The organism is Providencia sp. PROV073 (assembly GCF_033688125.1).
Taxonomy (GTDB): Bacteria; Pseudomonadota; Gammaproteobacteria; order Enterobacterales; family Enterobacteriaceae; genus Providencia; species Providencia hangzhouensis.
Map to the genome: position 1 here is coordinate 3401097 of NZ_CP096353.1, position 24663 is coordinate 3425759.

Annotated in this window: 23 protein-coding genes; 7 read left to right on the forward strand and 16 right to left on the reverse strand. The window is 40.7% G+C overall.

All coding sequences use genetic code 11. From position 1 onward, the window contains the following. Position 1: 1 nt before the first annotated feature. The 12 genes from fabZ to rpsB form a co-directional block, all read right to left on the reverse strand. The gene (fabZ, locus tag M1F17_RS15510; RefSeq protein ID WP_004257450.1) at positions 2 to 454 is read right to left on the reverse strand and encodes a 3-hydroxyacyl-ACP dehydratase FabZ; all 453 of its coding nucleotides are present in this window, start codon (positions 452 to 454) and stop codon (positions 2 to 4) included. A 128-nt stretch (positions 455 to 582) separates the two neighbouring features. Beyond that, positions 583 to 1620, reverse strand: coding sequence for a UDP-3-O-(3-hydroxymyristoyl)glucosamine N-acyltransferase (lpxD, locus tag M1F17_RS15515; RefSeq protein WP_094961138.1), 1038 nt, complete (start codon positions 1618 to 1620; stop codon positions 583 to 585). A gap of 3 nt (positions 1621 to 1623) precedes the next feature. Beyond that, positions 1624 to 2118: a molecular chaperone Skp gene (gene skp / locus M1F17_RS15520; RefSeq protein WP_036957991.1), complete on the reverse strand. Its 495-nt coding sequence runs from the start codon at positions 2116 to 2118 to the stop codon at positions 1624 to 1626. An 89-nt stretch (positions 2119 to 2207) separates the two neighbouring features. Next, a complete protein-coding gene (gene bamA / locus M1F17_RS15525; protein WP_004257462.1) occupies positions 2208 to 4622 on the reverse strand; it encodes an outer membrane protein assembly factor BamA in 2415 nt (804 codons plus the stop codon). A 42-nt stretch (positions 4623 to 4664) separates the two neighbouring features. Next, positions 4665 to 6017 carry a sigma E protease regulator RseP gene (gene rseP / locus M1F17_RS15530; RefSeq protein WP_004257481.1) on the reverse strand — a complete coding sequence of 451 codons (1353 nt, stop codon included), beginning with the start codon at positions 6015 to 6017 and terminating at the stop codon, positions 4665 to 4667. A gap of 8 nt (positions 6018 to 6025) precedes the next feature. After that, on the reverse strand, positions 6026 to 6886 hold the full coding sequence (cdsA, locus tag M1F17_RS15535) for a phosphatidate cytidylyltransferase (RefSeq protein ID WP_004257484.1): 861 nt from the start codon (positions 6884 to 6886) through the stop codon (positions 6026 to 6028). A 9-nt stretch (positions 6887 to 6895) separates the two neighbouring features. Continuing rightward, complete coding sequence (uppS, locus tag M1F17_RS15540; protein WP_004257489.1) at positions 6896 to 7651, reverse strand: polyprenyl diphosphate synthase; 756 nt, start codon at positions 7649 to 7651, stop codon at positions 6896 to 6898. Between the two features lie 186 nt (positions 7652 to 7837). Beyond that, positions 7838 to 9031, reverse strand: a complete 1194-nt coding sequence (gene ispC / locus M1F17_RS15545; RefSeq protein WP_094961136.1) for a 1-deoxy-D-xylulose-5-phosphate reductoisomerase — start codon at positions 9029 to 9031, stop codon at positions 7838 to 7840. Between the two features lie 147 nt (positions 9032 to 9178). After that, positions 9179 to 9736: a ribosome recycling factor gene (frr, locus tag M1F17_RS15550; RefSeq protein WP_004257496.1), complete on the reverse strand. Its 558-nt coding sequence runs from the start codon at positions 9734 to 9736 to the stop codon at positions 9179 to 9181. A gap of 107 nt (positions 9737 to 9843) precedes the next feature. Beyond that, complete coding sequence (gene pyrH, locus M1F17_RS15555) at positions 9844 to 10572, reverse strand: UMP kinase (protein WP_004257499.1); 729 nt, start codon at positions 10570 to 10572, stop codon at positions 9844 to 9846. Positions 10573 to 10763: 191 nt separating this feature from the next. Then, complete coding sequence (gene tsf, locus M1F17_RS15560) at positions 10764 to 11615, reverse strand: translation elongation factor Ts (protein WP_004908761.1); 852 nt, start codon at positions 11613 to 11615, stop codon at positions 10764 to 10766. Between the two features lie 142 nt (positions 11616 to 11757). After that, positions 11758 to 12483 carry a 30S ribosomal protein S2 gene (gene rpsB, locus M1F17_RS15565; RefSeq protein WP_004257504.1) on the reverse strand — a complete coding sequence of 242 codons (726 nt, stop codon included), beginning with the start codon at positions 12481 to 12483 and terminating at the stop codon, positions 11758 to 11760. Between the two features lie 649 nt (positions 12484 to 13132). Here rpsB and map point away from each other — a divergent pair. The 4 genes from map to M1F17_RS15585 all read left to right on the forward strand — a co-directional run bounded on the left by map (position 13133) and on the right by M1F17_RS15585 (position 18367). Further along, positions 13133 to 13930 (forward strand): type I methionyl aminopeptidase, encoded by a 798-nt coding sequence (gene map / locus M1F17_RS15570; protein WP_036957992.1) that lies wholly within the window; start codon positions 13133 to 13135, stop codon positions 13928 to 13930. A gap of 109 nt (positions 13931 to 14039) precedes the next feature. Then, positions 14040 to 16676 (forward strand): bifunctional uridylyltransferase/uridylyl-removing protein GlnD, encoded by a 2637-nt coding sequence (gene glnD / locus M1F17_RS15575; protein WP_318837054.1) that lies wholly within the window; start codon positions 14040 to 14042, stop codon positions 16674 to 16676. A gap of 63 nt (positions 16677 to 16739) precedes the next feature. After that, complete coding sequence (gene dapD, locus M1F17_RS15580; RefSeq protein WP_094961134.1) at positions 16740 to 17567, forward strand: 2,3,4,5-tetrahydropyridine-2,6-dicarboxylate N-succinyltransferase; 828 nt, start codon at positions 16740 to 16742, stop codon at positions 17565 to 17567. 419 nt (positions 17568 to 17986) lie between these two features. Further along, complete coding sequence (locus tag M1F17_RS15585; protein WP_004908747.1) at positions 17987 to 18367, forward strand: DUF3461 family protein; 381 nt, start codon at positions 17987 to 17989, stop codon at positions 18365 to 18367. A gap of 83 nt (positions 18368 to 18450) precedes the next feature. Here the strand turns inward: M1F17_RS15585 and M1F17_RS15590 are convergent, their stop codons facing one another. The 3 genes from M1F17_RS15590 to M1F17_RS15600 are packed head-to-tail and all read right to left on the reverse strand — an operon-like array spanning position 18451 to position 20026. Further along, positions 18451 to 18903 carry a flavodoxin gene (locus M1F17_RS15590; protein WP_004257522.1) on the reverse strand — a complete coding sequence of 151 codons (453 nt, stop codon included), beginning with the start codon at positions 18901 to 18903 and terminating at the stop codon, positions 18451 to 18453. Positions 18904 to 18924: 21 nt separating this feature from the next. Then, complete coding sequence (gene truC, locus M1F17_RS15595; protein WP_164455916.1) at positions 18925 to 19683, reverse strand: tRNA pseudouridine(65) synthase TruC; 759 nt, start codon at positions 19681 to 19683, stop codon at positions 18925 to 18927. A 7-nt stretch (positions 19684 to 19690) separates the two neighbouring features. Then, positions 19691 to 20026, reverse strand: a complete 336-nt coding sequence (locus tag M1F17_RS15600; RefSeq protein ID WP_004257526.1) for a YqcC family protein — start codon at positions 20024 to 20026, stop codon at positions 19691 to 19693. A gap of 255 nt (positions 20027 to 20281) precedes the next feature. Here M1F17_RS15600 and M1F17_RS15605 point away from each other — a divergent pair, with 255 nt between their 5' ends. Then, positions 20282 to 21178 (forward strand): DUF535 family protein, encoded by an 897-nt coding sequence (locus M1F17_RS15605; RefSeq protein ID WP_094961133.1) that lies wholly within the window; start codon positions 20282 to 20284, stop codon positions 21176 to 21178. 467 nt (positions 21179 to 21645) lie between these two features. Here the strand turns inward: M1F17_RS15605 and syd are convergent, their stop codons facing one another. Next, positions 21646 to 22206 (reverse strand): SecY-interacting protein, encoded by a 561-nt coding sequence (syd, locus tag M1F17_RS15610; RefSeq protein WP_318837055.1) that lies wholly within the window; start codon positions 22204 to 22206, stop codon positions 21646 to 21648. Positions 22207 to 22351: 145 nt separating this feature from the next. Between syd and queF the strand changes: the two genes are divergently transcribed. Both queF and ppnN read left to right on the forward strand, forming a co-directional pair. Then, entirely contained in the window at positions 22352 to 23197 is an 846-nt protein-coding gene (gene queF, locus M1F17_RS15615) for an NADPH-dependent 7-cyano-7-deazaguanine reductase QueF (protein ID WP_094961131.1), read from the forward strand. An 85-nt stretch (positions 23198 to 23282) separates the two neighbouring features. Further along, positions 23283 to 24650, forward strand: a complete 1368-nt coding sequence (ppnN, locus tag M1F17_RS15620) for a nucleotide 5'-monophosphate nucleosidase PpnN (protein ID WP_094961130.1) — start codon at positions 23283 to 23285, stop codon at positions 24648 to 24650. Positions 24651 to 24663 lie beyond the last annotated feature (13 nt).

Consider the following 24663-nt stretch of genomic DNA (forward strand, 5'->3'; position numbering starts at 1 on the left):
ATCAGACCTCACGACGACGGGCGCACATCATTTCTGCTTCGCAGGCCACTTCTCCATCAACTTTAGCAACACCTTTAAAACGTGCAACTCCGCGACGTTCTTTGATAAATTCTACTTCTAAGACCATTTGGTCTCCTGGTAGAACGGGACGTTTAAAACGCGCATTGTCTATCGCTGCAAAATAGTACAACTCACCCGGTTCTAATTTTCCAACGCTTTTAAACGCAAGAATTCCAGTCGCTTGCGCCATGGCTTCTAAAATCAATACACCAGGGAAAATAGGTTTACTTGGGAAGTGTCCTTGGAAAAATGGCTCGTTAAATGACACATTTTTCACTGCACGTAATGATTTGCCTTTTTCAAAATCCAATACACGGTCAACCAGAAGGAATGGGTAACGGTGCGGAAGCAGTTCTAAGATTTCTTCTATATTCAGAGTATGATTATCACTCATCGAAATACTCTTCCTGTCTATTAATACGGTTTAATTAATGAATCGGCCTGCTTTAACCTTAAATTAGGTTAACTGGCAGGCCGGAAAACGTAACTCAGATAACTATTTTAGCCTGAATTACAAAATGATTACTGTTTTTTTTGATTTTGGCTATCTAATTCACGCTCAACATGTTTCAGCCGCTTATTCATCTCATTGATATTTAAGACTAAAGCAGCTGTTTTACGCCAAGTTTTATTAGGCTGTAAAGGAATCCCTGAAGAATATACTCCTGGTTCAGTGATAGGTCTCATAACCATCCCCATTCCTGTTACTGTGACCTTATCGCAAATTTCCATATGGCCGTTGATAACACTGGCACCACCAATCATACAGTAACGGCCGATTTTTAAACTACCAGCCATGATAACACCACCAGCAACTGCGGTATTATCACCAATTATGACATTGTGTGCAATTTGGCACTGGTTATCGATAATAACCCCATTGCCAATTACTGTGTTATCTAAAGCACCTCGGTCAATGGTTGTACTCGCACCGATCTCAACACGATCGCCGATGATCACTGTGCCTAATTGAGGAATTTTGATCCAATTACCACGATCATTCGCATAGCCGAAACCATCAGAGCCAATGACTGTGCCAGATTGAACTAAACAGTGTTCGCCAATCTCAACATTGTGGTATACGCTGACATTCGCCCACAAACGGGTTCCTGTACCAATACGCGTATTTTTGCCCACAAAACAACCTGCGCCAATCACCACATTATCGCCAAGCTCAACACCACTTTCGATAACGGCATTTGCGCCAATTGCGACATTCTTACCAAGTTTTGCATCATCAGCAATTACCGCTGATGCATGGATATCTTCAGCTGGGCTTGGCGTTGTATCCATAATTTGAGCCATGCGTGCATAAGCAAGGTATGGGTTATCCACTACCAGAGCAGCCACTTTGCATGCTTCAAGATCTTTTGCTGTGAGAACCACCGCTGCAGCTTGGCAATCTGCCAATTTGTCACTATAACGGCTGTCAGATAGAAAAGTAATCTGTTGATTATTCGCTGAATGCATTGGAGCAATACCGGTGATGGTAATATCACCATCACCGTGTAATTGCGCATTCAACTGCTGAGCAAGGTCAGCCAATCGAATTGAAGACATCTATTATTTAACCTGTTTTTGAACCTGACTTGTAATGTCAACGCTATCTTTTGCATAAGCAACTGCATTTGCATCGATAACGACATCATAGCCTTCTTTAGCTGCAACAGCCTTAATAGAGTTCTGAATACGAGTTAAAATTTTAGTACGCTCTTCGCCTTGGCGACGGCGGTTGTCTTCTTCAAATTTTTGAGCTTTTTCAGCGAATTGATCACGTTTAGTCATGAGTTCAGATTCAAGCTTTTCGCGCTCACTTTGTTTCATTGTTGCACCATCACGACGCAATTTTTCAACACGAGTTTGCAAATCTTTTTCTAGATTTTGTAACTCAGTCGCACGACTTTTGAATTCACTTTCAAGCTGTTTAGCAACGGCTTCACGCGCTGGCATATTTTGGAAAATTTCACCAACATTGACGATAGCGATTTTCTCAGCATAAGCCCCCGCAGACATTGCTAAAGCAATACTCACACCCGCTGCACACAACAATTTTTTCACACTAAACTCCTTAACCCATACGTATGGCTGGAAATTTCGGTTGCTCCCACAAAAACATGGGAGCCTTCATAGATAGAAACTGGAATAGATTACCACGTTCTACCAATATTAAATTGGAACTGTTCTGATTTATCCCCTTCGTAGTCCTTAATCGGCTGCGCATAAGAGAAGACCAGTGGTCCAAGTGGAGACATCCATTGTAAAGCCACACCCGCAGAAGCTCGGATATTGCTTGCCTTACCATAGTCAGGCATACCTTCGCGCCAAGCCGCAGGAATACTGTTCCAATTAGTGTCCCATACCGTACCTGCATCAACAAAGAGAGAGGTACGAACGGAGTTCGAATACTTCTCGTCAATAAATGGAGTCGGAGTGATTAACTCAAATGATGCCGCGTACATCGCATTACCACCGACCGCATCACTTGATGGGCTTCCAGGCTCTGGGCCATCTTTTCCATTAATTTTCTTCAAATAAACCGCTTTTGGACCGATATTATTCGAACGGAAACCACGAATAGTGCTTGAACCACCCGCATAGAAGTTTTCATAGAATGGCATTTGCTTACTGCCAATACCATCACCATAACCTGCTTGTGCACGCCCCAGAACTACCCAAGTTTCGTCTTCGTCCAGTGGATAATACTGCGCTGTATCAAAGCGTAGTTTATAGTATTCGTTATCAGAACCAGGAATTGTCACTTTACCCGATACGTTCGTTTTATTACCCGATGTCGGGAAGAAACCACGATTTAACGAGTTATAAGTCCAACCTAAGTTAAGTGTGAAGTCATCCGCATCAAAGCTTTCTTTATTACGTCCGTTCTCTGTAACTGGTGGATTTTTACCCATAGAATCAAGGTAATCCCACATAGCAGCTTGAGCACGCATATCCGAAAGTCGGTTATGAACATAACCCGCACCGACGCGGAAAGAGTTATTTTCATTAAATGGGAAGCTTAAGAAACTGTCTAGGCCATACGTTTTGTTGTTATAGCCTGATAGATCCGCATCTTTCGCACTAAAGTCGTTATAGAAAATACGACCGCCTAAGCTCACACCATTAACGGTGAAGTACGGGTCAGTAAATGAGAATTCAACGTTAGTTGAGTAGTCATTTTTACTTGCGTTAATACCAACTGCGTTACCTGTACCTAACCAGTTATCTTGTGTAACCCCAACTTGGAAGCTCACACCACTTTCAGTACCAAAACCGATACCAAAGTTCATTGAACCAGTATTACGCTCTTTAACCTTGTAGATAACATCTACTTGGTCGGGGCTACCAGGTACACGTTGAGTCTCTACATCAACAGTTTCGAAATAACCTGTACGATTCAGACGTTCTTTACCTAGTTCAACTAAATCATTTCCGAGCCATGCACCTTCCATTTGGCGCATTTCACGACGTAAAACAGTATCTTTACTGGTGTCATTGCCTTGGAAACGAATCTCACGCACATAGAAACGGTTACCTGCATCAATGTTTAAGTGCAATTTAACTGTTTTATCTGCATCGTTGATTTCAGGTTGTGTCATTACTCGAGGATATGCATAACCATAGCGGCCAAACATATCTTTGATTTTGTTTTCCATACTTGTCACTTGAGCACCGTTATATAATTCTCCCGGTGTAATAGTGATAAGCTCTTGAATTTCAGTTAAATGATCAGCCGTATTACCATTAACTTCGACACCCGATATTTTATATTGGTCGCCTTCAGTAATGTTAATAGTAATATAAATACCTTTTTTGTCTGGGGTCAGACTGACTTGCGTGGAGTCTATATTAAAACGCGCATAACCACGATCAAGATAAAAACTGCGCAGAGTTTCTAAGTCACCCGCCAGTTTTTGCTTCTGATATTTCTGGTCAGCAGCGAGGTTCCACCAAGGAACATCATCACGCAATTGCAGCTTATTAACTAATTCTGCTGTAGTGTAATTTTTATTACCTACAATATTAATTTGCTGAATTTGAGCTGAAACACCTTCAGAGAAAACAAATTTTAAATCCACACGGTTACGTGGCAAAGGCGTTACAACAGCTTTTACTGTTGCATTATATTTACCAACGCTATAGTAAAAGTCTTCTAAACCTTTTTCGATATTTGCAATTGTCGTGCGGTCGAGTGCCTCACCAACGCGGATATTTGAAGCTTCCAAGTTCTGCTTGAGCATATCATCTTTAACAGACTTATTGCCTGTAAAGGTGATACTTGCAATCGTTGGCCGCTCTTTAACTTGAACGATCAGCGTGTTTCCATCACGCAGGACCCTAACATCTTCGAAGTTACCGGTTGAAAATAGGGAACGAATCGAACGGCTGATATCATCGTTATCAACTGAATCGCCAACCCTAACTGGCATGTTCAATAATGCTGCACCAACGGCGACGCGTTGTAGACCTTCGAAACGAATGTCTTTAACTACGAATCCGTCTGAACCGTATGCAGTGGCGCTGCCGAAAAGCAGCGACGCTATGAGCAACTTTTTCATCGCCATCGTTGTTATGCGTATTCCTTACTGGTCCCCAGCTTACAAAAATTAGAAGCGAGAGAAATCATTAAAAAGTGCAAGTCCCATTAACAGAATCAATGCCATTGCACCTATCCGAAAACTAAAGTCTTGTACTCGCTCAGACACCGGACTTCCTTTAATTTTTTCAATTAATAAGAAGAGCAAGTGCCCCCCATCTAAAACAGGCAATGGAAACAGATTGATGATACCTAAATTGACGCTAATAAGCGCAATAAACATCAAATAATATACCAAGCCTGACTCGGCGGATACCCCCGCACCTTTAGCGATAGATATCGGACCGCTTAAGTTATTGAGTTTGACATCCCCAACAACCAGTTTACCCATCATATTGACCGTCAACTTCATTAACTGCCACGTCTTATCACTGGCTTGGTAAAACGCAGAAAATGGCCCATATTGTTGCACCATCTTATATTCATCTGCTAACGGTAACACTGAAAGTTCTACGCCTGCAAACCCAATTTTCTCCCCACGCGGCCCATCTTGGCTATCAGGGGTCAACGTGAGTGAAATCAATTGCTGCGACCGTTGCACTTCAAGTTTTAACGGGACGCCCGGATTATTACGAATAATTCGTGTAACGGGATCCCACAGGCCCAGAACTTCCCCGTTAACACTCACTATTCTGTCGCCTTTCTGCAAACCTGCCCGTTCACCAGCTAACCCTTGCGTTACTTTTTGGATAACAGGGTCAATTCTTGCAGAGACAGGCATTATGCCTACTGACAAAATTGGATCTTGTTTCTCTGGATCAAACTGCCAAGTGGTTAAATCAACCGTTTTAGTAATCGGTTCATTATAACCACTGGGTAATACTTGTGCTGTCAGTTCACGGTCACCGATTTTACCGACCAATGCTAAACGAACTGAATTCCAATCAGGAGTTTCGATGCCATCAATAGATTTTAGTTCCATTTTTGGTTCAAAATTTGCAATTGCCGCAATAGAGCCTGGCTTTACGTCTTCAATGACAGGTTTCACAGAAGGAACACCAATCATAAAGACTATCCAATAGACAACAATTGCTAATAAAAAGTTCGCGATTGGCCCTGCACCAATAATGGCAGCTCGTTGACCGACAGTTTTATTGTTAAACGCTTGATGGCGACGTTCAGGAGAAACGCTACCAACTCGCTCATCAAGCATTTTGACATAACCCCCTAACGGGATTATCGCCAAAACAAATTCGGTACCATTCTTATCGACTTTGCGCCATAAGGTTTTGCCGAACCCTATAGAAAAGCGCTCAACATAAACACCACAGCGGCGAGCAACCCAGTAATGGCCGAACTCGTGTACTGTAATTAGCACACCTATTGCGATAATAAAGGCAACTAAACTCCAAATAAATCCCATGTATCTTCCTAAAGACCAAAACCGTTAAAAATTAACAAATTTAGCCCAGCAAAAACTGGGATTGCTGCTGTTAGGCTATCAATACGATCCAAGATACCGCCATGCCCTGGAATTAAATGACTACTATCTTTAATACCTGATTGACGCTTAAACATACTCTCGGTTAAATCACCAAACACAGATACTACAACAACAATAATTGAAGTCACTAGCAAATAATCAGGCATCACGGGGATTGGCGCAAAGGCGCTAAATAACCATGAAATAATCCCAGCAGTTATAAGGCCACCCACCAAGCCTTCCCATGTTTTACCAGGAGATACCTTCGGTGCCATTTTGTTGCGCCCGATAGTACGACCAAATGCATAGGCACCTGAATCAGCCCCCCAAACTAGCAACATGACATACAATAACCACCAAGCTCCAAAGAATGTATCACTTTGATAACCAACGGTTCTTAAAACCATCATTCCACAATAAAATGGGATAATCGTTAACACGCCAAATAATAAGCGAATAACAACTGATTTGCCCCAAGAAGCGGAGGCGGGATAGGTAACAACTAAAATAATCGCTATCCCCCACCAAATAAGGCCAGCCCATAAACCATACAAAATCATAGGCTCAGAGGAGAACTGATTTATATCGGAAATAAAAAATTGCATTGCAAGTAATATTGCAGCAAAAACAACCGCTAAGCCTATGCGCTTAGCTTGAGAGTGCCAGCCGACAAATTGTGCCCATTCCCAAGCACCTAAAGCACAAACCGCGATCACGACAAGCCCAAAATTCGCTGGGGAAAGTAAAAACAGCGCCGCAATAACAATCGGTATTAAAATTATCGCAGTAAGCAAACGATATTTCAGCACATCTTTCCCCTATTCTTTGCCCAGTTCATCATCTGATTCAGCTCCACCATAACGGCGCTCACGCTTACTAAAAGCATCAACTGCACTCTGAAACACCATTTCATCAAAATCTGGCCACAAAACGTTGGTGAAATAAAATTCCGCATATGCGACTTGCCATAATAGGAAGTTGCTTATGCGATGCTCCCCCCCAGTTCTTATGACTAAATCGACATTTTCTTGGTCATGCATACAAATATGGTTATCGATACTTTCTTCATTGATGTCATCAATAGAAAGCTCACCACTTTGTACCTTTGCAAATACTTGTTTTACACTGTTACTAATATCCCAGCGGCCACCATAGTTCGCTGCAATATTCAGTTTTAGCCCAGTGTTGTTTTGCGTTAATGCTTCTGCCTTATCAATTCTTTTTCTGAGGCGTTCACTAAAACGGCTAATATCACCAATGACTTTTAGTTTTACATTGTTTTTATGTAGGTTCTTAACTTCATTATCAAGAGCAAAAACAAATAGCTCCATGAGAGAACTGACTTCTTTCTCTGGCCTTCTCCAGTTTTCACTGCTAAAAGCATACAATGTGAGCGAACTAATCTTATTTTTTACCGCAAAGCGCACAGAATTACGGACAGATTCAACGCCTGCCTTATGACCTGTAATTCTGAGCTTCCCTCTTTGTTTAGCCCATCGGCCATTACCATCCATAATGATAGCAACATGCTTAGGCATCATTGAATCAGAGAGATTTTCACCACTAGAGTTCATTAAATATTAATCCTTGTGAGTACCACTTTGAGTATACAGACCAATAATAACTACTATTATTGAATTTGCTGATAAGACACATCCTTAAATCTCTAAGAGGTACTATGTTATTTTTCTTTTTTTAAACACATCACATATTAAAGAGTTATTATGGCTATCAGCAACTAAATAAAACACATACCAGCGTTAAATTGTCTGAGCGATTATTTTTTCTGCATTTTTACGCGCTCGTTCGTCGATTTCTAAGACCTCTTCAATCGAAACAGGTTCAGAAAAAACTTGGCTATCTAATACATTGCGATTAATTTTTGCTATATCCGTAAAGCGTATTTTGCCTTCGAGAAAAGCAGCAACTGTCATTTCATTCGCACCATTAAGTGCCGTCGTAGCGGCTTGCCCTTGGTGGCAGGCATCGATTGCGAGCTTCAAGCAAGGATAGCGTTGATAGTCAGGCTGAACAAATGTTAATGATGAAAGTGTTGCAAAATCAAGAGGTTTCGCACCAGACATGATACGCTTAGGATAAGCCATACTGTATGAAATTGGAGTGCGCATATCAGGTGTGCCCAGTTGTGCTATCACGCTGCCATCTTTATACCGAACCATGGAATGAATAACAGATTGAGGATGGATAATCACTTCCATTTGCTCGGCGCTCGCATTAAAAAAATAGCAAGCCTCGATATATTCTAGCCCCTTATTCATCATTGTCGCTGAATCGACTGATATTTTTCGCCCCATCGACCAATTTGGGTGGTTACATGCTTCATCAGGGGTCACATTATCAAGATGCGATAACGGTGTATCCCTAAATGGCCCACCTGATCCGGTTAAAACAATACTTGAGATACCGGAAGCTGATAAATCGGCAAAACCTAAATTCAGTTGAATAATTTCAGGTAAACTCTGGAAGATAGCATTGTGCTCGCTATCAATAGGAAATACTGTTGCATTGTGCTTACGAATCTCATTAAAGAATAAACGGCCACTAGTAATTAAAGACTCTTTATTCGCTAATAATATTCTTTTACCTTTGCGTATTGCCGCTAAAGTAGGAAGTAAACCGGCAACCCCAGTAATGGCTGACATAACTTGGTCAGCATCATCCAGACCAGCAAGGTCAATTGCAGCTTGTTTTCCTGACAAAACTTCAGTTTTACAATTATTCTCAGTCAAAATAGTTTTTAGCGCTTTTGCTGACGATTCATCCGCCATTGAGGCATATTTCGGATTAAACTCAAGGCACTGTTTCGCCATTTCAGTGACATTCTTTCCTGCCACTAGAGCAACGATTTGAAATTTTTCGGGATTTTGGCGAACAACAGAAAGTGTATTTGTACCAATTGAGCCTGTAGAACCTAGGATTGTCAGACATTTCATAGTGATTGAGTACTCTGTATTAATTCAATACTGAGATTATATCAGCTTAGAGGTTAGAAAGGATTTTTTAATAAGCTTGAAAAATAATAAAGCCACGCTAACGCACACTTTTACAGTTTGCATTGGTGGCTTTATTATTATGATGGATTAAAATTCCATCAACTCTGCTTCTTTTTGCGCTAATGCTTCATCAACTTTTTTGATGTAGCTATCAGTCAGCTTTTGGATATCATCTTGTGAACGACGCTCGTCATCTTCACTGATTTCTTTATCTTTCAGTAATGCTTTCACTTTGTCGTTAGCATCACGGCGAACGTTACGGACTGCGATACGGCCTTGCTCTGCATCACCACGAACCACTTTAATTAAGTCTTTACGACGCTCTTCCGTTAATGGAGGAAGTGGAACACGGATAACAGTACCCGCTGATGATGGGTTTAAGCCTAAATCAGATGCCATGATTGCTTTTTCAATCGCAGGTGACATGCTACGGTCAAAAACAGAAATAGCTAATGTGCGTGAATCTTCAACAGTGACGTTAGCTAATTGGCGCAAAGGTGTCGCTGAACCATAGTATTCAACAGTGATACCGTCTAATAGGCTTGGAGATGCACGGCCTGTGCGAACTTTACTAATTTGGCTTTTGAATGCTTCAAGGCTCTTTTCCATACGGTCTTGAGCATCTTTTTGGATTTCGTTAATCACGTTTTCAACCCTTAAGAACTGGTTATTAAAGGCCGCATGCGACCTCGCTTAAATTGTCTGAATTTATATTAGATAATACATTTAAACTCAGGTCATGTCTCTGAGTATTAATTGTGAGAAATCAGAGTTCCTTCATTTTCGCCCATAACAACGCGACGTAAAGCGCCCGGTTTATTCATATTGAATACGCGAATCGGTAAGTTATGGTCACGTGCTAATGTGAATGCCGCTAAATCCATCACTTTAAGTTCACGTTCCAAAACCTCTTGGTAACTCAGATTTTCATAAAGGACTGCGTCTGGGTCTTTAGCAGGGTCTGCTGAATACACACCATCAACTTTTGTCGCTTTTAACACGACATCCGCTTCAATTTCAATACCACGTAGGCATGCAGCGGAGTCTGTTGTAAAGAATGGGTTGCCTGTTCCTGCAGAAAAAATAACAACACGGCCGTGACGTAACAAGCTAATGGCCTCTGCCCAGCTATAGTTATCACAGACACCGTTAAGTGGGATCGCAGACATCAGTCTTGCATTCACATAGGCGCGATGTAATGCATCACGCATTGCGAGTCCGTTCATCACAGTTGCTAGCATCCCCATGTGGTCTCCGACAACACGGTTCATTCCAGCTTGTGCCAAACCAGCACCACGAAACAGGTTACCACCGCCAATAACCACACCGACCTGTATACCCAGTTCTATGAGTTCTTTAATTTCCTGAGCCATACGATCTAAAACGCTAGCATCGATACCAAAACCTTCTGCCCCTTGTAAGGCTTCGCCACTTAATTTAAGCAGAATACGCTGATAAACGGGTTTTGCATTGGTTGCCATGGTGTTCTGTCCTAACAGATATTTATTGGGGTAACACACGTAGAATTACAGTGTTCTACGTACCTAAATTTTGAATTAGTTTAAATATAATTTTTTTATACACAAGAATTCTAGCGCAATGCCTATGACGCTAACATCGCAGGGAATATACGTATATAAAACAGAGCCGCCAATTGGCGGCCCTTAGTTGATTACTTGCTCATTGCAGCAACTTCTGCTGCAAAGTCAGTTTCAACTTTCTCGATACCTTCACCTACTTCGAAACGAAGGAAACCAGAAACAGTAGCACCTTTCTCTTTCAGTAAGTCACCAACAGATTTGCTTGGGTCCATTACGAAAGGCTGGCCAGTCAGAGAGATTTCGCCAGTGAATTTGTTCATGCGACCGATAACCATTTTTTCAGCGATTTCGCGTGGTTTGCCAGATTGCATTGCGATGTCTAACTGGATTTGGTGCTCATGAGCAACAACATCAGCAGGAACATCATCTGGAGTCACATATTCAGGTTTGCTTGCAGCGATATGCATAGCGATGTGTTTCAGTAATTCTTCGTCAGCGCCTTCAGCCGCAACTAAAACACCAATACGAGCACCGTGCAGGTAGCTACCTACTTGTGCGCCTTCCAGGATAGCAACACGACGAATATTGATGTTTTCACCAATTTTCGCAACTAATGTTGTACGAGCTTCTTCGAATTTTGCTTTCAGCGCATCGATGTCAGCATTTTTGTCAGCAACAACAGAAGCCAAAACTTCTTTACCGAATGCTAAGAAGCCTGCGTCTTTAGCAACGAAGTCAGTTTCACAGTTCAGCTCAACCAGAGCACCTGTTTTACCACCGTTGAAAACTTCAGTCAGGATAACACCTTCAGCTGCAACGCGACCTGCTTTTTTAGCCGCTTTTGCTTGACCTGATTTACGCATGTTATCAATCGCTAATTCGATGTCGCCATTAGCTTCAACGAGTGCTTTTTTACATTCCATCATACCTGCGCCAGTACGTTCGCGCAGTTCTTTTACCAATGCAGCGGTAATTCCAGACATGTGATTTATTCCTCGATATTCCCCGTGGGAGTCTTCCCCACGTGGATAGTTCTGATTCATATATAGAAGGGGCCTAAATCAGGCCCCTTCTAACATATAGCAGTACCTGTATAGCAATACCTAAATAAGGGTTTGGGCCTTATTACTCAGCTTCTACTAAGCTTTCTTCTGCTTGAACAGCCAGATCTTGTGAACGACCTTCACGAACGGTGCTTGCTACAGCGCCCAGATACAGTTTGATTGCACGGATTGCATCATCGTTACCAGGGATAACGAAGTCGATACCGTCTGGATCAGAGTTAGTATCAACGATAGCAAATACTGGGATACCCAGGTTGTTTGCTTCTTTAATAGCAATGTGTTCGTGGTCTGCATCGATAACGAACAGAGCGTCAGGTAAACCGCCCATATCTTTGATACCGCCTAAGCTGTTTTCTAACTTACCAAGTTCACGAGTACGCATCAGCGCTTCTTTCTTAGTCAGTTTGTCGAAAGTACCGTCTTGTGATTGAACTTCTAAATCTTTCAGACGTTTGATTGACTGACGAACGGTTTTCCAGTTAGTCAACATTCCGCCTAACCAGCGGTGGTTAACGAAATACTGATCACAGCTGTTAGCAGCTTCTTGAACGGCTTCGCTTGCAGCACGTTTAGTACCGACAAACAGAATTTTGCCTTTACGAGAAGCAATTTTAGTCAACTCAGCCAGAGCTTCGTTGAACATTGGAACAGTTTTTTCCAGGTTGATGATATGAACTTTGTTACGCGCACCGAAAATGAAAGGTTTCATTTTTGGGTTCCAGTAACGAGTCTGGTGACCAAAGTGTACGCCTGCTTGTAACATATCGCGCATGGAAACAGTTGCCATTTAATACCTCTGTATTTAAGTAATTGGGGTTATGCCTCCACAAATCCCATGCTACCGACTCCAAAGCTGCGTTAAAACGCATAAGAGCACCCCGGTGCACGTGTCGATTTGTGTGTGTTATTACACAATTGAGTTTTAAGTTTCGCACATCCAATATTTTATCAACGACTTTATCTTGATGCCATAAAATGACATTTCGATGATGGTGATAAGAAATAAATGGATTGCCGGCGCGCTTTATACCATAAAACCAACCTAGAAGCCAACTTTTGTTGCTTTTTTCGCTCACAAAAATGCCTAAAAGTGGTTTTGATTTAAAGCCATTGACCTGAGCAATATTTAACCATTGCTCAGGTCAATTATAGACGCTATTTGGCAAGATAAAAAAACCTTATTTTTGCAATATCGTCTAGATGGCCTTCGTTACTATTTTGCATTTTGTGCTGTTAAAAGCTCAAAATGAACAAGCTCCACTCCTTTCCTTATCTACTATAAAGTGACTTCGACTTTCGAGTCCGCTCGATAGCTAGTTGGCAGAAAATGCGGTGGCTGTTACCATATATCTCATCGATGTAAAATGGGCTACCTATTTTTCCCCCTCTTTTTTAACATGCCATCAAATCAATGTTGGCATGAATGGACTAAATTCATGGCTATTATTATCAAAACTGAAGAAGATATTCAGAAAATGCGTGTTGCTGGCCGCTTAGCAGCAGAAGTGTTAGAAATGATTGCTCCGCACGTTGTGCCGGGTGTTAGTACGGGTGAATTGGATCGCCTATGTCATCAACATATTGTTGACGTACAGCAAGCTATCCCTGCGTGCCTGAATTATCACGGTTTTCCTAAATCTGTTTGTATTTCTGTCAATGATGTCATCTGCCACGGCATTCCTAGTGATGATAAAATCTTAAAAGATGGCGATATTGTTAATATTGACGTCACCGTTATTAAAGATGGTTTCCATGGCGATACCTCCAAAATGTTTATTGTTGGTAAACCAACTATTCAAGGTGAGCGCCTTTGCCAAGTCACACTAGACAGCTTATATTTAGCAATCCGGATGGTTAAACCGGGTATTCGCTTACGTACTTTGGGTAAAGCCATTCAAGAATTTGTCGAAAAACAAGATTTCTCAGTTGTGCGTGAATATTGCGGCCACGGCATTGGCCAAGGTTTCCATGAAGAACCACAAGTTCTGCACTATGATGCTGACGACAGTGGCGTGGTTCTACAAAAAGGGATGACTTTTACCATTGAGCCTATGGTCAATACAGGCGATCACCGTATTCGCACCATGAAAGATGGCTGGACAGTTAAAACCAAAGACCGCGGTTGGTCTGCACAATATGAACACACGTTAGTTGTGACGGATAACGGCTGTGAAATCCTCACTCTACGTAAAGAAGAAGAGCCGTTTATCTCTGCAGTATTAGTTAACGAATAATCTTCTCCATTGAGCCTTCCTAACCGAAGGCTCTTCCTCTGTTCATTTTTATCAAAAAACCGTAAGCTGGTAGCTACCCCCCTATTGCTATCAATACGGAAAGATAAAGATGACTGTAAATTCAGCTTCCTACCTCCCCCCTAATCAATTTAGTACTCATGACCTTGAACTTAATTTATTAAGACAACATGTCGATGATTTCGATCAGTGGCTGGAAGAGGCTTTCAACCAAGGTAAAGATGTTGTCGACCTTATTCACTTGCGAAGTGATTACCTTGATGCGTTACTCACTCGATTATGGCAATCCTTTCAATTTGATAAGCAGCCTGATATGTCACTAATCGCCGTTGGGGGTTACGGGCGCCATGAACTACATCCACTTTCTGACATTGATATTTTAGTTTTAAGTAAAAAACCGCTTCCAGAACACATCGCTAACGAAATTGGGCAATTTATCACTCTATTATGGGATTTGCGGTTTGATATCGGCCACAGCGTCCGTTCCCTCGCTGAATGCATTGAAGCCGGAAATGCAGACCTAACCACCGCAACTAATCTCATTGAATCACGGTTAATTTGTGGTGATGTCGCCCTGTTTTTACAATTACAAAAAACTATTTTTAGCGATGATTTTTGGCCTTCCGCGGTCTTTTTTGCTGCAAAAATTGAAGAACAACAAGAACGCCATCAACGCTACCATAGCACTAGCTATAATTTAGAACCCGATATTAAAAGTAGCCCTGGGGGATTACGGGATATCCATACCTTACTATGGGTCGGGCGGCGTCATTTTGGTGCAACCACCGTCGATGAAATGGTAGGTTTTGGTTTTCTCACTGAAGAAGAGCGCCAAGAACTCAAAGAGTGCCTAATATTTTTATGGAAAATTCGCTTTGCGCTCCATTTAGTGGTGAAACGTCATGATAATCGCCTGCTATTTGACCGCCAGTTTAGTGTGGCTCGGTTACTGGGTTATGAAGGCGAAAAAAACCAACCCGTTGAACGAATGATGAAAGATTTTTATCGCGTCACTCGCCGTGTTCGGGAACTCAATCAAATGCTATTGCAGTTATTTGATGAAGCTATTTTAACGCTTAACCCCAACGAAAAGCCCCGTCCTATTGATTCTCTATTCCAATTACGCGGATCATTGATTGACGTTATTGATGAAGAGTTATTTATCAAGCAGCCAGCCGCTATTTTAAAAATGTTTTACCAAATGGCTCGCTACCCAAATATTACAGGGATCTATTCCACTACTTTACGGCAACTACGTTATGCGCGGCGCAACCTTTCAGTGTCATTATGTGAAATCCCTGAAGCCCGAAAACTGTTTATCAAAATTCTACGCCACCCTCGCGCCATCAAAGGTGCATTTGTCCCAATGCACCTTCATAGTGTACTGAGCGCTTATACCCCACTCTGGAGCAATATCGTTGGTCAAATGCAGTTCGACCTATTTCATGCATATACCGTTGATGAACACACTATTCGCGTACTGCAAAAAATTGATAGCTTTACGTTAGAAGAAAATCGTCGTGATCATCCACTGTGTGTCAGTGTTTATCCCAAATTATTGCAACCTGAACTTTTACGATTAGCTGCCATTTTTCACGATATAGCTAAAGGCCGATCAGGAGATCATTCCGACCTTGGCTCTGATTTTGTTTATGATTTTGCCTTACTGCATGATTTTTCTGTCAAAGAAGCTGAATTAGCTTCATGGTTGGTTAAAAACCACTTATTGATGTCGGTGACAGCTCAACGGCGTGATATTCAAGACCCCGATGTCATTAAACAATTTGCAGGGGAAGTTAAAACTGTTTCACGGCTTAACTACTTGATGTGTTTAACGGTTGCAGACATTTGCGCGACAAATAGCACACTGTGGAATAGCTGGAAACAAAGTTTAATTCGTGAACTTTTTTTATCTACAGAGCATCAATTAAATCAAGGCATGCAGAGCACCCCTGACTTACGCGAACGCATTCGTCATCATCGTTATCAAGCTTTATCATTACTACGCCAATCATCAATTGATGAAGAAAAACTGCAGGGGTTATGGTCCCGCTGCCATGCCGATTATTTTTTACGTCATACGCCATCCCAATTAGCATGGCATGCTAAGCACTTACTAGCCCATGATTTGAGCCAGCCTTTGGTATTAATCAGCACACAACCTAAACATGGCGGAACAGAAATTTTTATTTGGTGCCATGATAAACCCCATTTATTTGCCGCTGTCGCCAGCGAATTGGATCGGCGAAATTTAAGCATTCACAGTGCTCAAATTTTTACTAACAAAGACAATATGGCCATGGATACCTTCGTCGTTCTTGAGCCTAACGGTAGTCCTCTGTCCAAAGACAGATACGACCACATCCGAAAAATGTTGTTATTAGCCGTTCAGCAACCAGAAATATCACTGCCTAAGCCACGTACTCTGCCGTCAAAATTACGTCACTTTACCGTGCCAACAAAAGTCAATTTTCTACATTCCACCAACGACCGTCGCACCTATATGGAACTGTTCGCCTTAGATCAACCAGGTTTATTGGCTCGCATCGGTCATATTTTTGCTCAAATGGAAATTTCTCTATATGGCGCACGCATCACGACAATTGGCGAAAAAGTGGAAGATTTCTTTGTTTTAGCTGATAAGGAACACAAAGCGTTGACTAAAAATATGCAACAAGAGTTATCAGAAAGGTTGACAGAGGCCCTAAAATCGAAGGATAAAATATAGCGTCCATCACATTTTTATGGTGAACGTTCACTTTTTATAACATTCAAGAGGAAAATACAATCAATGCAGCATTTACAAGCGATCATTGAACAAGCGTTCGAAGAGCGAGCCAGTATCACACCAAATACGGTATCAAACTCAGTAAAACAAGCCGTGTTAGATACCATTGCATTACTCGATAGCGGAGAACTACGTGTAGCTGAGAAAATTGCCGGTGTTTGGGTTACCCATCAATGGCTGAAAAAAGCTGTTTTGTTATCATTTCGCATTCAAGATAACCAAGTGATTGACGGTGCAGAAAGCCGTTATTTCGATAAAGTTCCAATGAAATTTGCGGATTATGACCAAGCTCGCTTCGAAAAAGAAGGCTTCCGAGTTGTTCCTCCTGCCGCTGTTCGTAAAGGCGCTTATATCGCTAAAAATAGCGTATTAATGCCGTCATATGTCAATATTGGTGCTTACGTCGATGAAGGCACAATGGTAGATACATGGGCAACCGTTGGTTCATGTGCACAGATTGGTAAAAACGTGCATTTATCTGGTGGTGTAGGGATCGGTGGCGTATTAGAGCCATTGCAAGCTAGCCCAACAATTATTGAAGACAACTGCTTTATTGGTGCTCGTTCTGAAGTGGTCGAAGGGGTGATTGTTGAAGAGGGTTCCGTTATTTCAATGGGGGTTTATCTGGGGCAAAGCACCAAAATCTATGACCGTGAAACAGGTGAAATTCATTACGGCCGAGTCCCTGCTGGCTCCGTAGTTGTTTCAGGTAATTTGCCATCTAAAGATGGTCGCTACAGCCTGTATTGCGCCGTCATTGTAAAAAAAGTTGATGAGAAAACTCGCGGTAAAGTGGGTATTAATGAATTATTAAGAACGATTGATGAGTAATTAAACGCCTAAAATCTCACGCCAAACCTGTTACTGGTTTTTATAATAAACTTTTATAGTGAGCCACTGTAATTAGGTTAAAAAACTAAAGCTATCCCGAATCGCATACCCCCGTATGCAACTCGGGTGGCCATATCAGTGTTACCTTTTAATATTAGCGCATTAATTGCAAAGAGAAGTTTGTCAATTTCTACAAATCGCGCATAATATGTCCGTGGCTTTTGCCGTTTACCTCTAATAAAACTGTATTATTTTATTTTTCATTATAATGATGCTGTTTGTGTAATAACATCATTATATCTATCACCCAAACGAATGGGATAGATAGCTTATTAACGAGAAATAGACCGATATTGTTACGGCCTGCTCACACTATCACTTTGTTCACCGACTCTGTCTCTACAGTAAAGCGAGCTAACATGTACGATAATTTGAAAAGTTTAGGCATCAGTAACCCTCAAGATATTGACCGCTACACCTTACGCCAAGAAGCGAATAATGACATTTTAAAAATTTATTTTCGCAAAGATAAAGGGGAGTTTTTCGCTAAAAGCGTAAAATTTAAATACCCACGCCAGCGTAAAACTATTGCGGATGGTAATAATAATTTCAAAGAAATTAATGAAATTAACACTAACCTACGTTACGCCATTGAAGAACTAGATCAAATTTGCCAAACAGATCAAACTGACATTGATTTAAAACACAAAATTCTCGATGACTTACGCCATCTTGAACATGTGGTTTCAAATAAGATCGCAGAAATTGAAGCAGATCTAGAAAAATTGACCCGTAAATAATTTACAGGTGAAATGATTAATTTACTGCGCCGTAGCACTGCCAATATTTATCATTAATATAGGTAATACTACGGTGCAGACATTTAAAGCAGCTCCGCCCATGCTTCAACCCAAGGCTTAGCAAACTCCTCAGGAACATCCACCTCAATTGCATCAATAAATAAAATATCGCCAATACGGGTCGCTGATTGTTCAGCTAACAGTTCATCGAAACGAATACCTGCGCCACAAAAACTTTCATAGCTGCTATCACCTAAAGCAATTATTCCGTAACGTAAATCAGGTTGATAACCGACAACATCTTTGATTTCACTATATAACGGAGCGATGGTGTCAGGTATATCCCCTTGCCCTGTAGACGAAGTCACAATAAGTGCAATTTCATTACCTGAATTATAAAGTTGCCAATCGCTCAAGGTGGGCTCATCAAAAACAACCACTTCATGCCCTTGCTGCTCTAAAATTTCTTGTGCCGTTTCCGCAACAGCTAAAGAGTTACCATAGACAGTTCCAACAAAAATGCCTATTTTTGACATAACATTCCCTCTATTTCATAGTTAACTTGATGAGTTAATAACGTTTATCCCTAATTTTGCAACTGTATCTGACCATCCAAATTGCTCAATTAATGACAACCATTGTGTATCCCACGCGGCCACTAACGATATATTTTCTTTTGTTATTGGGTGATTTAAATTTAATAAGCTGGCATGTAACATCAGGCGAGACACTGAAAAATGCGTATTCACCCCTCGGTTTTGGCGTAAGTCTCCATGCTTGCTATCACCAATAATAGGGTGACGAAGATGAGACATATGCCTTCTCAATTGATGTTTACGGCCAGTTTCAGGTTTTAACTCAACTAAACTAAATCTTGATGTTTCATATCGCCCAATCGCAATAGCACATTCAACTGTCGCTATCGGTTTACAGTGGGTAACGCATTCCTGTAAAACAGGTTCACGTGATGCATGTTTATCCGCAATTTTATCTAACTCTTCTAATAGCGGGTAATCGATGGTTTGCTCTTCGGTTAAATAACCGCGAACGACAGCGTGATACACTTTTTCTAACTGATGGTTTTCAAATTGAGCCGATAACAGCCTTGCGACATCACTCGATAACGCAAATAGTAATATACCTGATGTCGGCCTATCGAGGCGATGAATGGGGTAAACATACTGGCCAATTTGGTCACGTAGTGTCTGCATCACAAATACGGTTTCTTTACTGTCCAGCCAACTGCGATGCACTAACATACCAGCAGGCTTATTAACCGCTACCATATATTCATCGTGATAAATAATTTCCAGCATCAATAAATTACCCGCAGGTCTTAGTGGAGAAAAAACCATCTAACTCACGCAAATAATTGATAAGTAGAGTATATTGTTCTTCTTCATCATGCTTATACGCTTCTTCAAAATAAGGAGCGACCGCAAAATTAGTTGGCAGCGTAGCCCCTTGTTCAATTAACATTTGTAGACGAGGTATTAAAATCCACTGCAGCCACTCTATAGCCTCCATCGTATCAATACAAAAAGGCTCTACGCTGTTAAAAGCCTCGGGGGAAGGTGGCTGTTCATTCCAAAGAGATTTTAATTTCATTTCCTCTTCTAAGTGACGAAGTTTCTCAATAATACGTTGTTCAATATTCATACTTAAACTCATTTAGTGATGGCTGCAGCAAATATACGGTATTTTCTATCATAATTCTGTCGGATACATGGGGTTAAGCCTTAGCAAATACAAGTTTATTTATTTTGCATATTGATAATAATTATTATCGTAGCTATTAATCGAACAACTCATTTAATAAGATTCGTTTATGTTTTGTTGCAGATAGCACATGTAAGATTAAATGTTTTATCAATTTAGTACTTACAGAATAATTAACAACAAAATGGTTTATCTATGGGACGACTAAAACAGTGGCGTAAGGAAAATAAAGTCTGGAAAGCTTTAAACTCTAACTATATTGAATTAAAAAGAAAAATACGTATTTCAAAGCTACCTTCGTCACAATATCAGCATTATCAAGTTATGTGCCAAAACTACCGTAGTGCGCAATTTTCTTCAGTTATTGAAGGCGTTCCTCATTTTATCGAACGCCCTATAAATAAGTATCTACATAAAAGCTGGAGCGGAAAACAAAAATTATCAACCGCCAGCTACACGCTCAATTTAATTGAAAGTACATTCAAGCCCGAAGCTATTGAAGCTATGTTTTCTGCTAAGCGAGAAGGGCTTCTAGTGGCAAACATTGAATTAAAATCAGGGGAGCTTGCTCAATTAACATTGATTTACTCTCAATACCCTCGAGAAGGCGACCTCACTTTACACTTGAGAAATGAGACCGGTGACGATATTTATTTAATGAGTTTTTCCTTCGGCCCAGAAGGACAATTGTACGTGTGCTCTTTGCAAGGCCCTTCCACTGAACAAAGTGTCGATCAAGTTAGGTTGATAACTAAGCAAATGCACGGTATGAGGCCCAAAAATTTATTAATGTCAGCGGTTTATGCAATAGCAGCCTTCTTTGATGTAAAATCAATATTAGGAATTTCAAACCAGTGTCATATTAAGAGCCAGCATTTGAAATCAAGCTATGATACGTTTTGGCAAGAATGCGGTGCCACGAAAACACCTGATGGTTGGTTCCAATTACCTATTCAAGAACCCGTACGAGATATAGAGTCAGTGAAAAGCCAGCGTCGTGCTGAATTTCGCCGCCGAGAAGCGCTCCGAGATTCCATGACCCAAGATATTATTGCTTCGCTAACTAAAAATTCAATTAGATTAGAACATTGATTTAAATAAATTAAAGTATCTTTAATTTTTTCACATCACTCCGCTACAATAGGTATTAACTAAAAAAGCCAGTCAACCGAAGCTGACTGGCTCATACTTTAAAATTTACGCATCCTGCTAATGACTTCCCGTCATTCAACATCCTGTTGATTAAAACAAATTTATAGATTTATCACCTAATCGCGTTCCATCGCCTTGTTTTAAACAATTTTTACACCTCACATGAAGGTATAAAAAGCTAAACGAGTTTACCCTGTCCAGCGCGATAAGAATGCATTAAATCTATTAATGAAACAACCTAGCAAAATAAACAATAACACGGTAAAAATACGCAAAAAGTACAAACCAGATAGTAACGCCATGAAATTAAAAGTTAAATAATTATCATTACAATATAAAGAACATTTTTTAAGAAATTACTTAGCTTAATTGTAGGCATTTACTTACACAAACCCGCTTAAAAACACTTACCCCTGAGGCTCAACAACAACCACTAGCTCATCGAGAAAACTTGTTAAATTCGAAGAAAGTACACGCCTTTCCTGACTACCAAATTTTTCTAATATAATTTCCCCCGTGATATTACACATTGATATCATTTCAATCTCTGATTCCAACGTTGCAATGAATAGCGTGGGTGATAGTTTTAAACGCTTTTGAGTCACTAAATGACCAATTAAATTTTCTTGCAAACGGATGAAATCATCTTCATTCCACACCTGTACTAAACTCAACGTAATATCACGAAATGTGGCTTTCATATCGCCAGCAAGCTGTGCAGTATAAAAAACATGGATATCACCTTGTAAATTAATCTCCAATGCTGTCGCAACTTTATCTAAGCTCGCATCCTTTATTGGAAATGGTTGAGGTTCCCAGTAAACCCAGTTTTCACCTGTGCGGACAATACATGGCGATGGAATACCATATAAGTCTGTTGAGGCGGGAGGTAACCCCGTTTGTTGGTGCCATTGTGAAATATATTTCTGAGTAAAATTATGTAGTGCGGCAGAATGTGAAGTATTCATAATTATGTGTTTTTTGTCGTCAATTTAAAGAGAAAGGCGTCAATGTTGTCGATAAATGGTATTATGACAGAAGTTCACAGACGAAGAAAATATCCCAATTTTACCTATTAGCCTCATTTTCAGTTTATGAAGTATAAGGACCTATATGTCACACTACCAGAATAATCCCGCACTTAATAATTTAACTCTTGGAAAGAAAACGGATTATCATGATCAGTATGATGCCACATTATTACAAGCTGTCCCTCGTAGCTTAAATCGTGACCCTTTAGCCATTCACGCTAAAGCACTTCCATTTCACGGTGCTGACATTTGGACAATGTATGAGCTTTCATGGCTAAATCAGCGCGGTGTTCCCCAAGTAGCAATAGGCTCGATTAGTGTTGATGCAAATAGCGAAAACTTAATTGAATCTAAGAGCTTTAAGCTTTACCTAAATAGTTTTAACCAAACACGTTTTGAAACTTGGGAAAATGTGCGAAGCGCTTTGCAAAATGATTTAAGCCGCTGTGCTAATGGCCAAGTAAGCGTTACACTTCATAAATTAGAGCACTTTGCTCATCAACCTATCCAGCCATTACTTGGCGAATGTATTGATGAACAAGAGATTGATATTGATAATTATGAGTTTAATCGAGATTATTTGGCGAATAGCACCCAGCAACAAGTTGTTGACGAAACGTTAGTGAGCCATTTATTAAAATCAAACTGTTTAATTACCAACCAACCTGACTGGGGCTCTGTGCAGATCCACTATTGTGGACCCAAAATTGATCGTGAAGCCTTATTACGCTACTTGGTCTCATTTCGCCATCATAATGAGTTTCACGAACAATGCGTTGAACGCATTTTCACTGATATTATGCAATTGTGTAAACCTGAAAAATTAAGTGTTTATGCACGCTATACTCGCCGTGGAGGGCTTGATATAAACCCATGGCGTAGTAATGAAGAATTTACGCCAGAACTAGGTCGTTTATCACGACAATAAGTATATATAGTTGAAAAGTAAGTGTAATTAATACATTTGCAGTACAATTCACATATCAAGAACCCATGGGGTAAAGGAGTACTACTTGATTACTCATATCAGTCCATTAGGATCTATGGATCTACTCTCTCAACTTGAAGTTGATATGCTAAAACGCACGGCCAGTAGCGATTTGTACCAATTATTTCGAAATTGTTCTTTAGCCGTTTTGCATTCAGGCAGCTTAACTGATAGCAGTAAAGAGCTATTAGAAAAAAGTAAAGATTTTGATATCAATGTATTACGCCGTGAGCGTGGCGTTAAGCTTGAACTTATCGACCCACCAGAAAAAGCTTTTGTTGATGGTAAAATTATTCGCACCTTACAAGCAAACCTATTTGCCGTATTGCGTGACATTCTATTCGTCCATGCGCAAATTACGCATGCCAAAGAACAATTTAATTTAGACCTCGAAAATGGCACACATATTACCAATATGATTTTCTCTATCTTGCGTAATGCCCGTGCCCTGCATATCGATGAAGACCCGAGTATGATTGTTTGCTGGGGCGGCCACTCAATTAATGAAATTGAGTACCAATATGGCCGTAAGGTAGGTAATGAGCTTGGGTTGCGTGAGCTAAATATCTGTACAGGCTGTGGCCCGGGTGCCATGGAAGCACCGATGAAAGGTGCAGCAGTTGGCCATGCACAACAACAATACAAAAATAGCCGTTTTATCGGCTTAACTGAGCCTTCAATTATCGCAGCTGAGCCACCAAACCCATTAGTGAACGAACTCATTATTATGCCTGATATCGAAAAACGTTTAGAGGCATTCGTTCGATTAGGTCATGGGATTATTATTTTCCCAGGAGGTGTCGGTACCGCCGAAGAGTTACTGTATTTATTGGGTATTTTAATGGACCCAGCCAACAGTGAACAAGTTCTACCACTGATTTTAACGGGCCCAAAAGAAAGTGCGGAATACTTTGAAGTATTAGACGACTTTATTCGACACACTTTAGGTGATGAAGCCAGTAAGCATTACCAAATTATTATTGATGATGCTCAAGAAGTCGCTCGTGTAATGAAACGCAGCATGCCACAAGTTAAAGAAAATCGCCGTAGCACAGGTGATGCCTATAGCTTCAACTGGTCAATTAAAATTGCTCACAATTTACAACATCCATTCGAACCAACGCATGAAAATATGGCATCACTGAACCTCCACCCAGGGCAAGCACCTGAGAAACTGGCTTCAGATTTACGCCGCGCTTTCTCCGGTATTGTGGCTGGTAACGTGAAGGAATTTGGTATGAAAGCCATCGAAAAATATGGGCCATTCAAAATTCACGGCGATAGTGAGCTAATGAAGCGTATGGATGTGTTATTACAAGGCTTCGTTGAGCAACATCGTATGAAATTACCGGGTGGTACGGCATACGAACCTTGCTATGAAATCGTGAAATAAGTAAATGATGGCG

Coding starts and splice junctions, on each gene's coding strand:
- queF (WP_094961131.1), top strand. CDS start 22,352: ATGTCACACTACCAGAATAATCCCGCACTTAATAATTTAACTCTTGGA.
- M1F17_RS15585 (WP_004908747.1), top strand. CDS start 17,987: ATGTACGATAATTTGAAAAGTTTAGGCATCAGTAACCCTCAAGATATT.
- uppS (WP_004257489.1), bottom strand. CDS start 7,651: ATGAACTCTAGTGGTGAAAATCTCTCTGATTCAATGATGCCTAAGCAT.
- map (WP_036957992.1), top strand. CDS start 13,133: ATGGCTATTATTATCAAAACTGAAGAAGATATTCAGAAAATGCGTGTT.
- lpxD (WP_094961138.1), bottom strand. CDS start 1,620: ATGTCTTCAATTCGATTGGCTGACCTTGCTCAGCAGTTGAATGCGCAA.
- rseP (WP_004257481.1), bottom strand. CDS start 6,017: ATGGGATTTATTTGGAGTTTAGTTGCCTTTATTATCGCAATAGGTGTG.
- M1F17_RS15590 (WP_004257522.1), bottom strand. CDS start 18,903: ATGTCAAAAATAGGCATTTTTGTTGGAACTGTCTATGGTAACTCTTTA.
- fabZ (WP_004257450.1), bottom strand. CDS start 454: ATGAGTGATAATCATACTCTGAATATAGAAGAAATCTTAGAACTGCTT.
- M1F17_RS15605 (WP_094961133.1), top strand. CDS start 20,282: ATGGGACGACTAAAACAGTGGCGTAAGGAAAATAAAGTCTGGAAAGCT.
- truC (WP_164455916.1), bottom strand. CDS start 19,683: ATGCTGGAAATTATTTATCACGATGAATATATGGTAGCGGTTAATAAG.
- tsf (WP_004908761.1), bottom strand. CDS start 11,615: ATGTCTGGAATTACCGCTGCATTGGTAAAAGAACTGCGCGAACGTACT.
- dapD (WP_094961134.1), top strand. CDS start 16,740: ATGCAGCATTTACAAGCGATCATTGAACAAGCGTTCGAAGAGCGAGCC.
- bamA (WP_004257462.1), bottom strand. CDS start 4,622: ATGGCGATGAAAAAGTTGCTCATAGCGTCGCTGCTTTTCGGCAGCGCC.
- syd (WP_318837055.1), bottom strand. CDS start 22,206: ATGAATACTTCACATTCTGCCGCACTACATAATTTTACTCAGAAATAT.
- M1F17_RS15600 (WP_004257526.1), bottom strand. CDS start 20,026: ATGAATATTGAACAACGTATTATTGAGAAACTTCGTCACTTAGAAGAG.
- rpsB (WP_004257504.1), bottom strand. CDS start 12,483: ATGGCAACTGTTTCCATGCGCGATATGTTACAAGCAGGCGTACACTTT.
- ispC (WP_094961136.1), bottom strand. CDS start 9,031: ATGAAATGTCTGACAATCCTAGGTTCTACAGGCTCAATTGGTACAAAT.
- glnD (WP_318837054.1), top strand. CDS start 14,040: ATGACTGTAAATTCAGCTTCCTACCTCCCCCCTAATCAATTTAGTACT.
- pyrH (WP_004257499.1), bottom strand. CDS start 10,572: ATGGCAACCAATGCAAAACCCGTTTATCAGCGTATTCTGCTTAAATTA.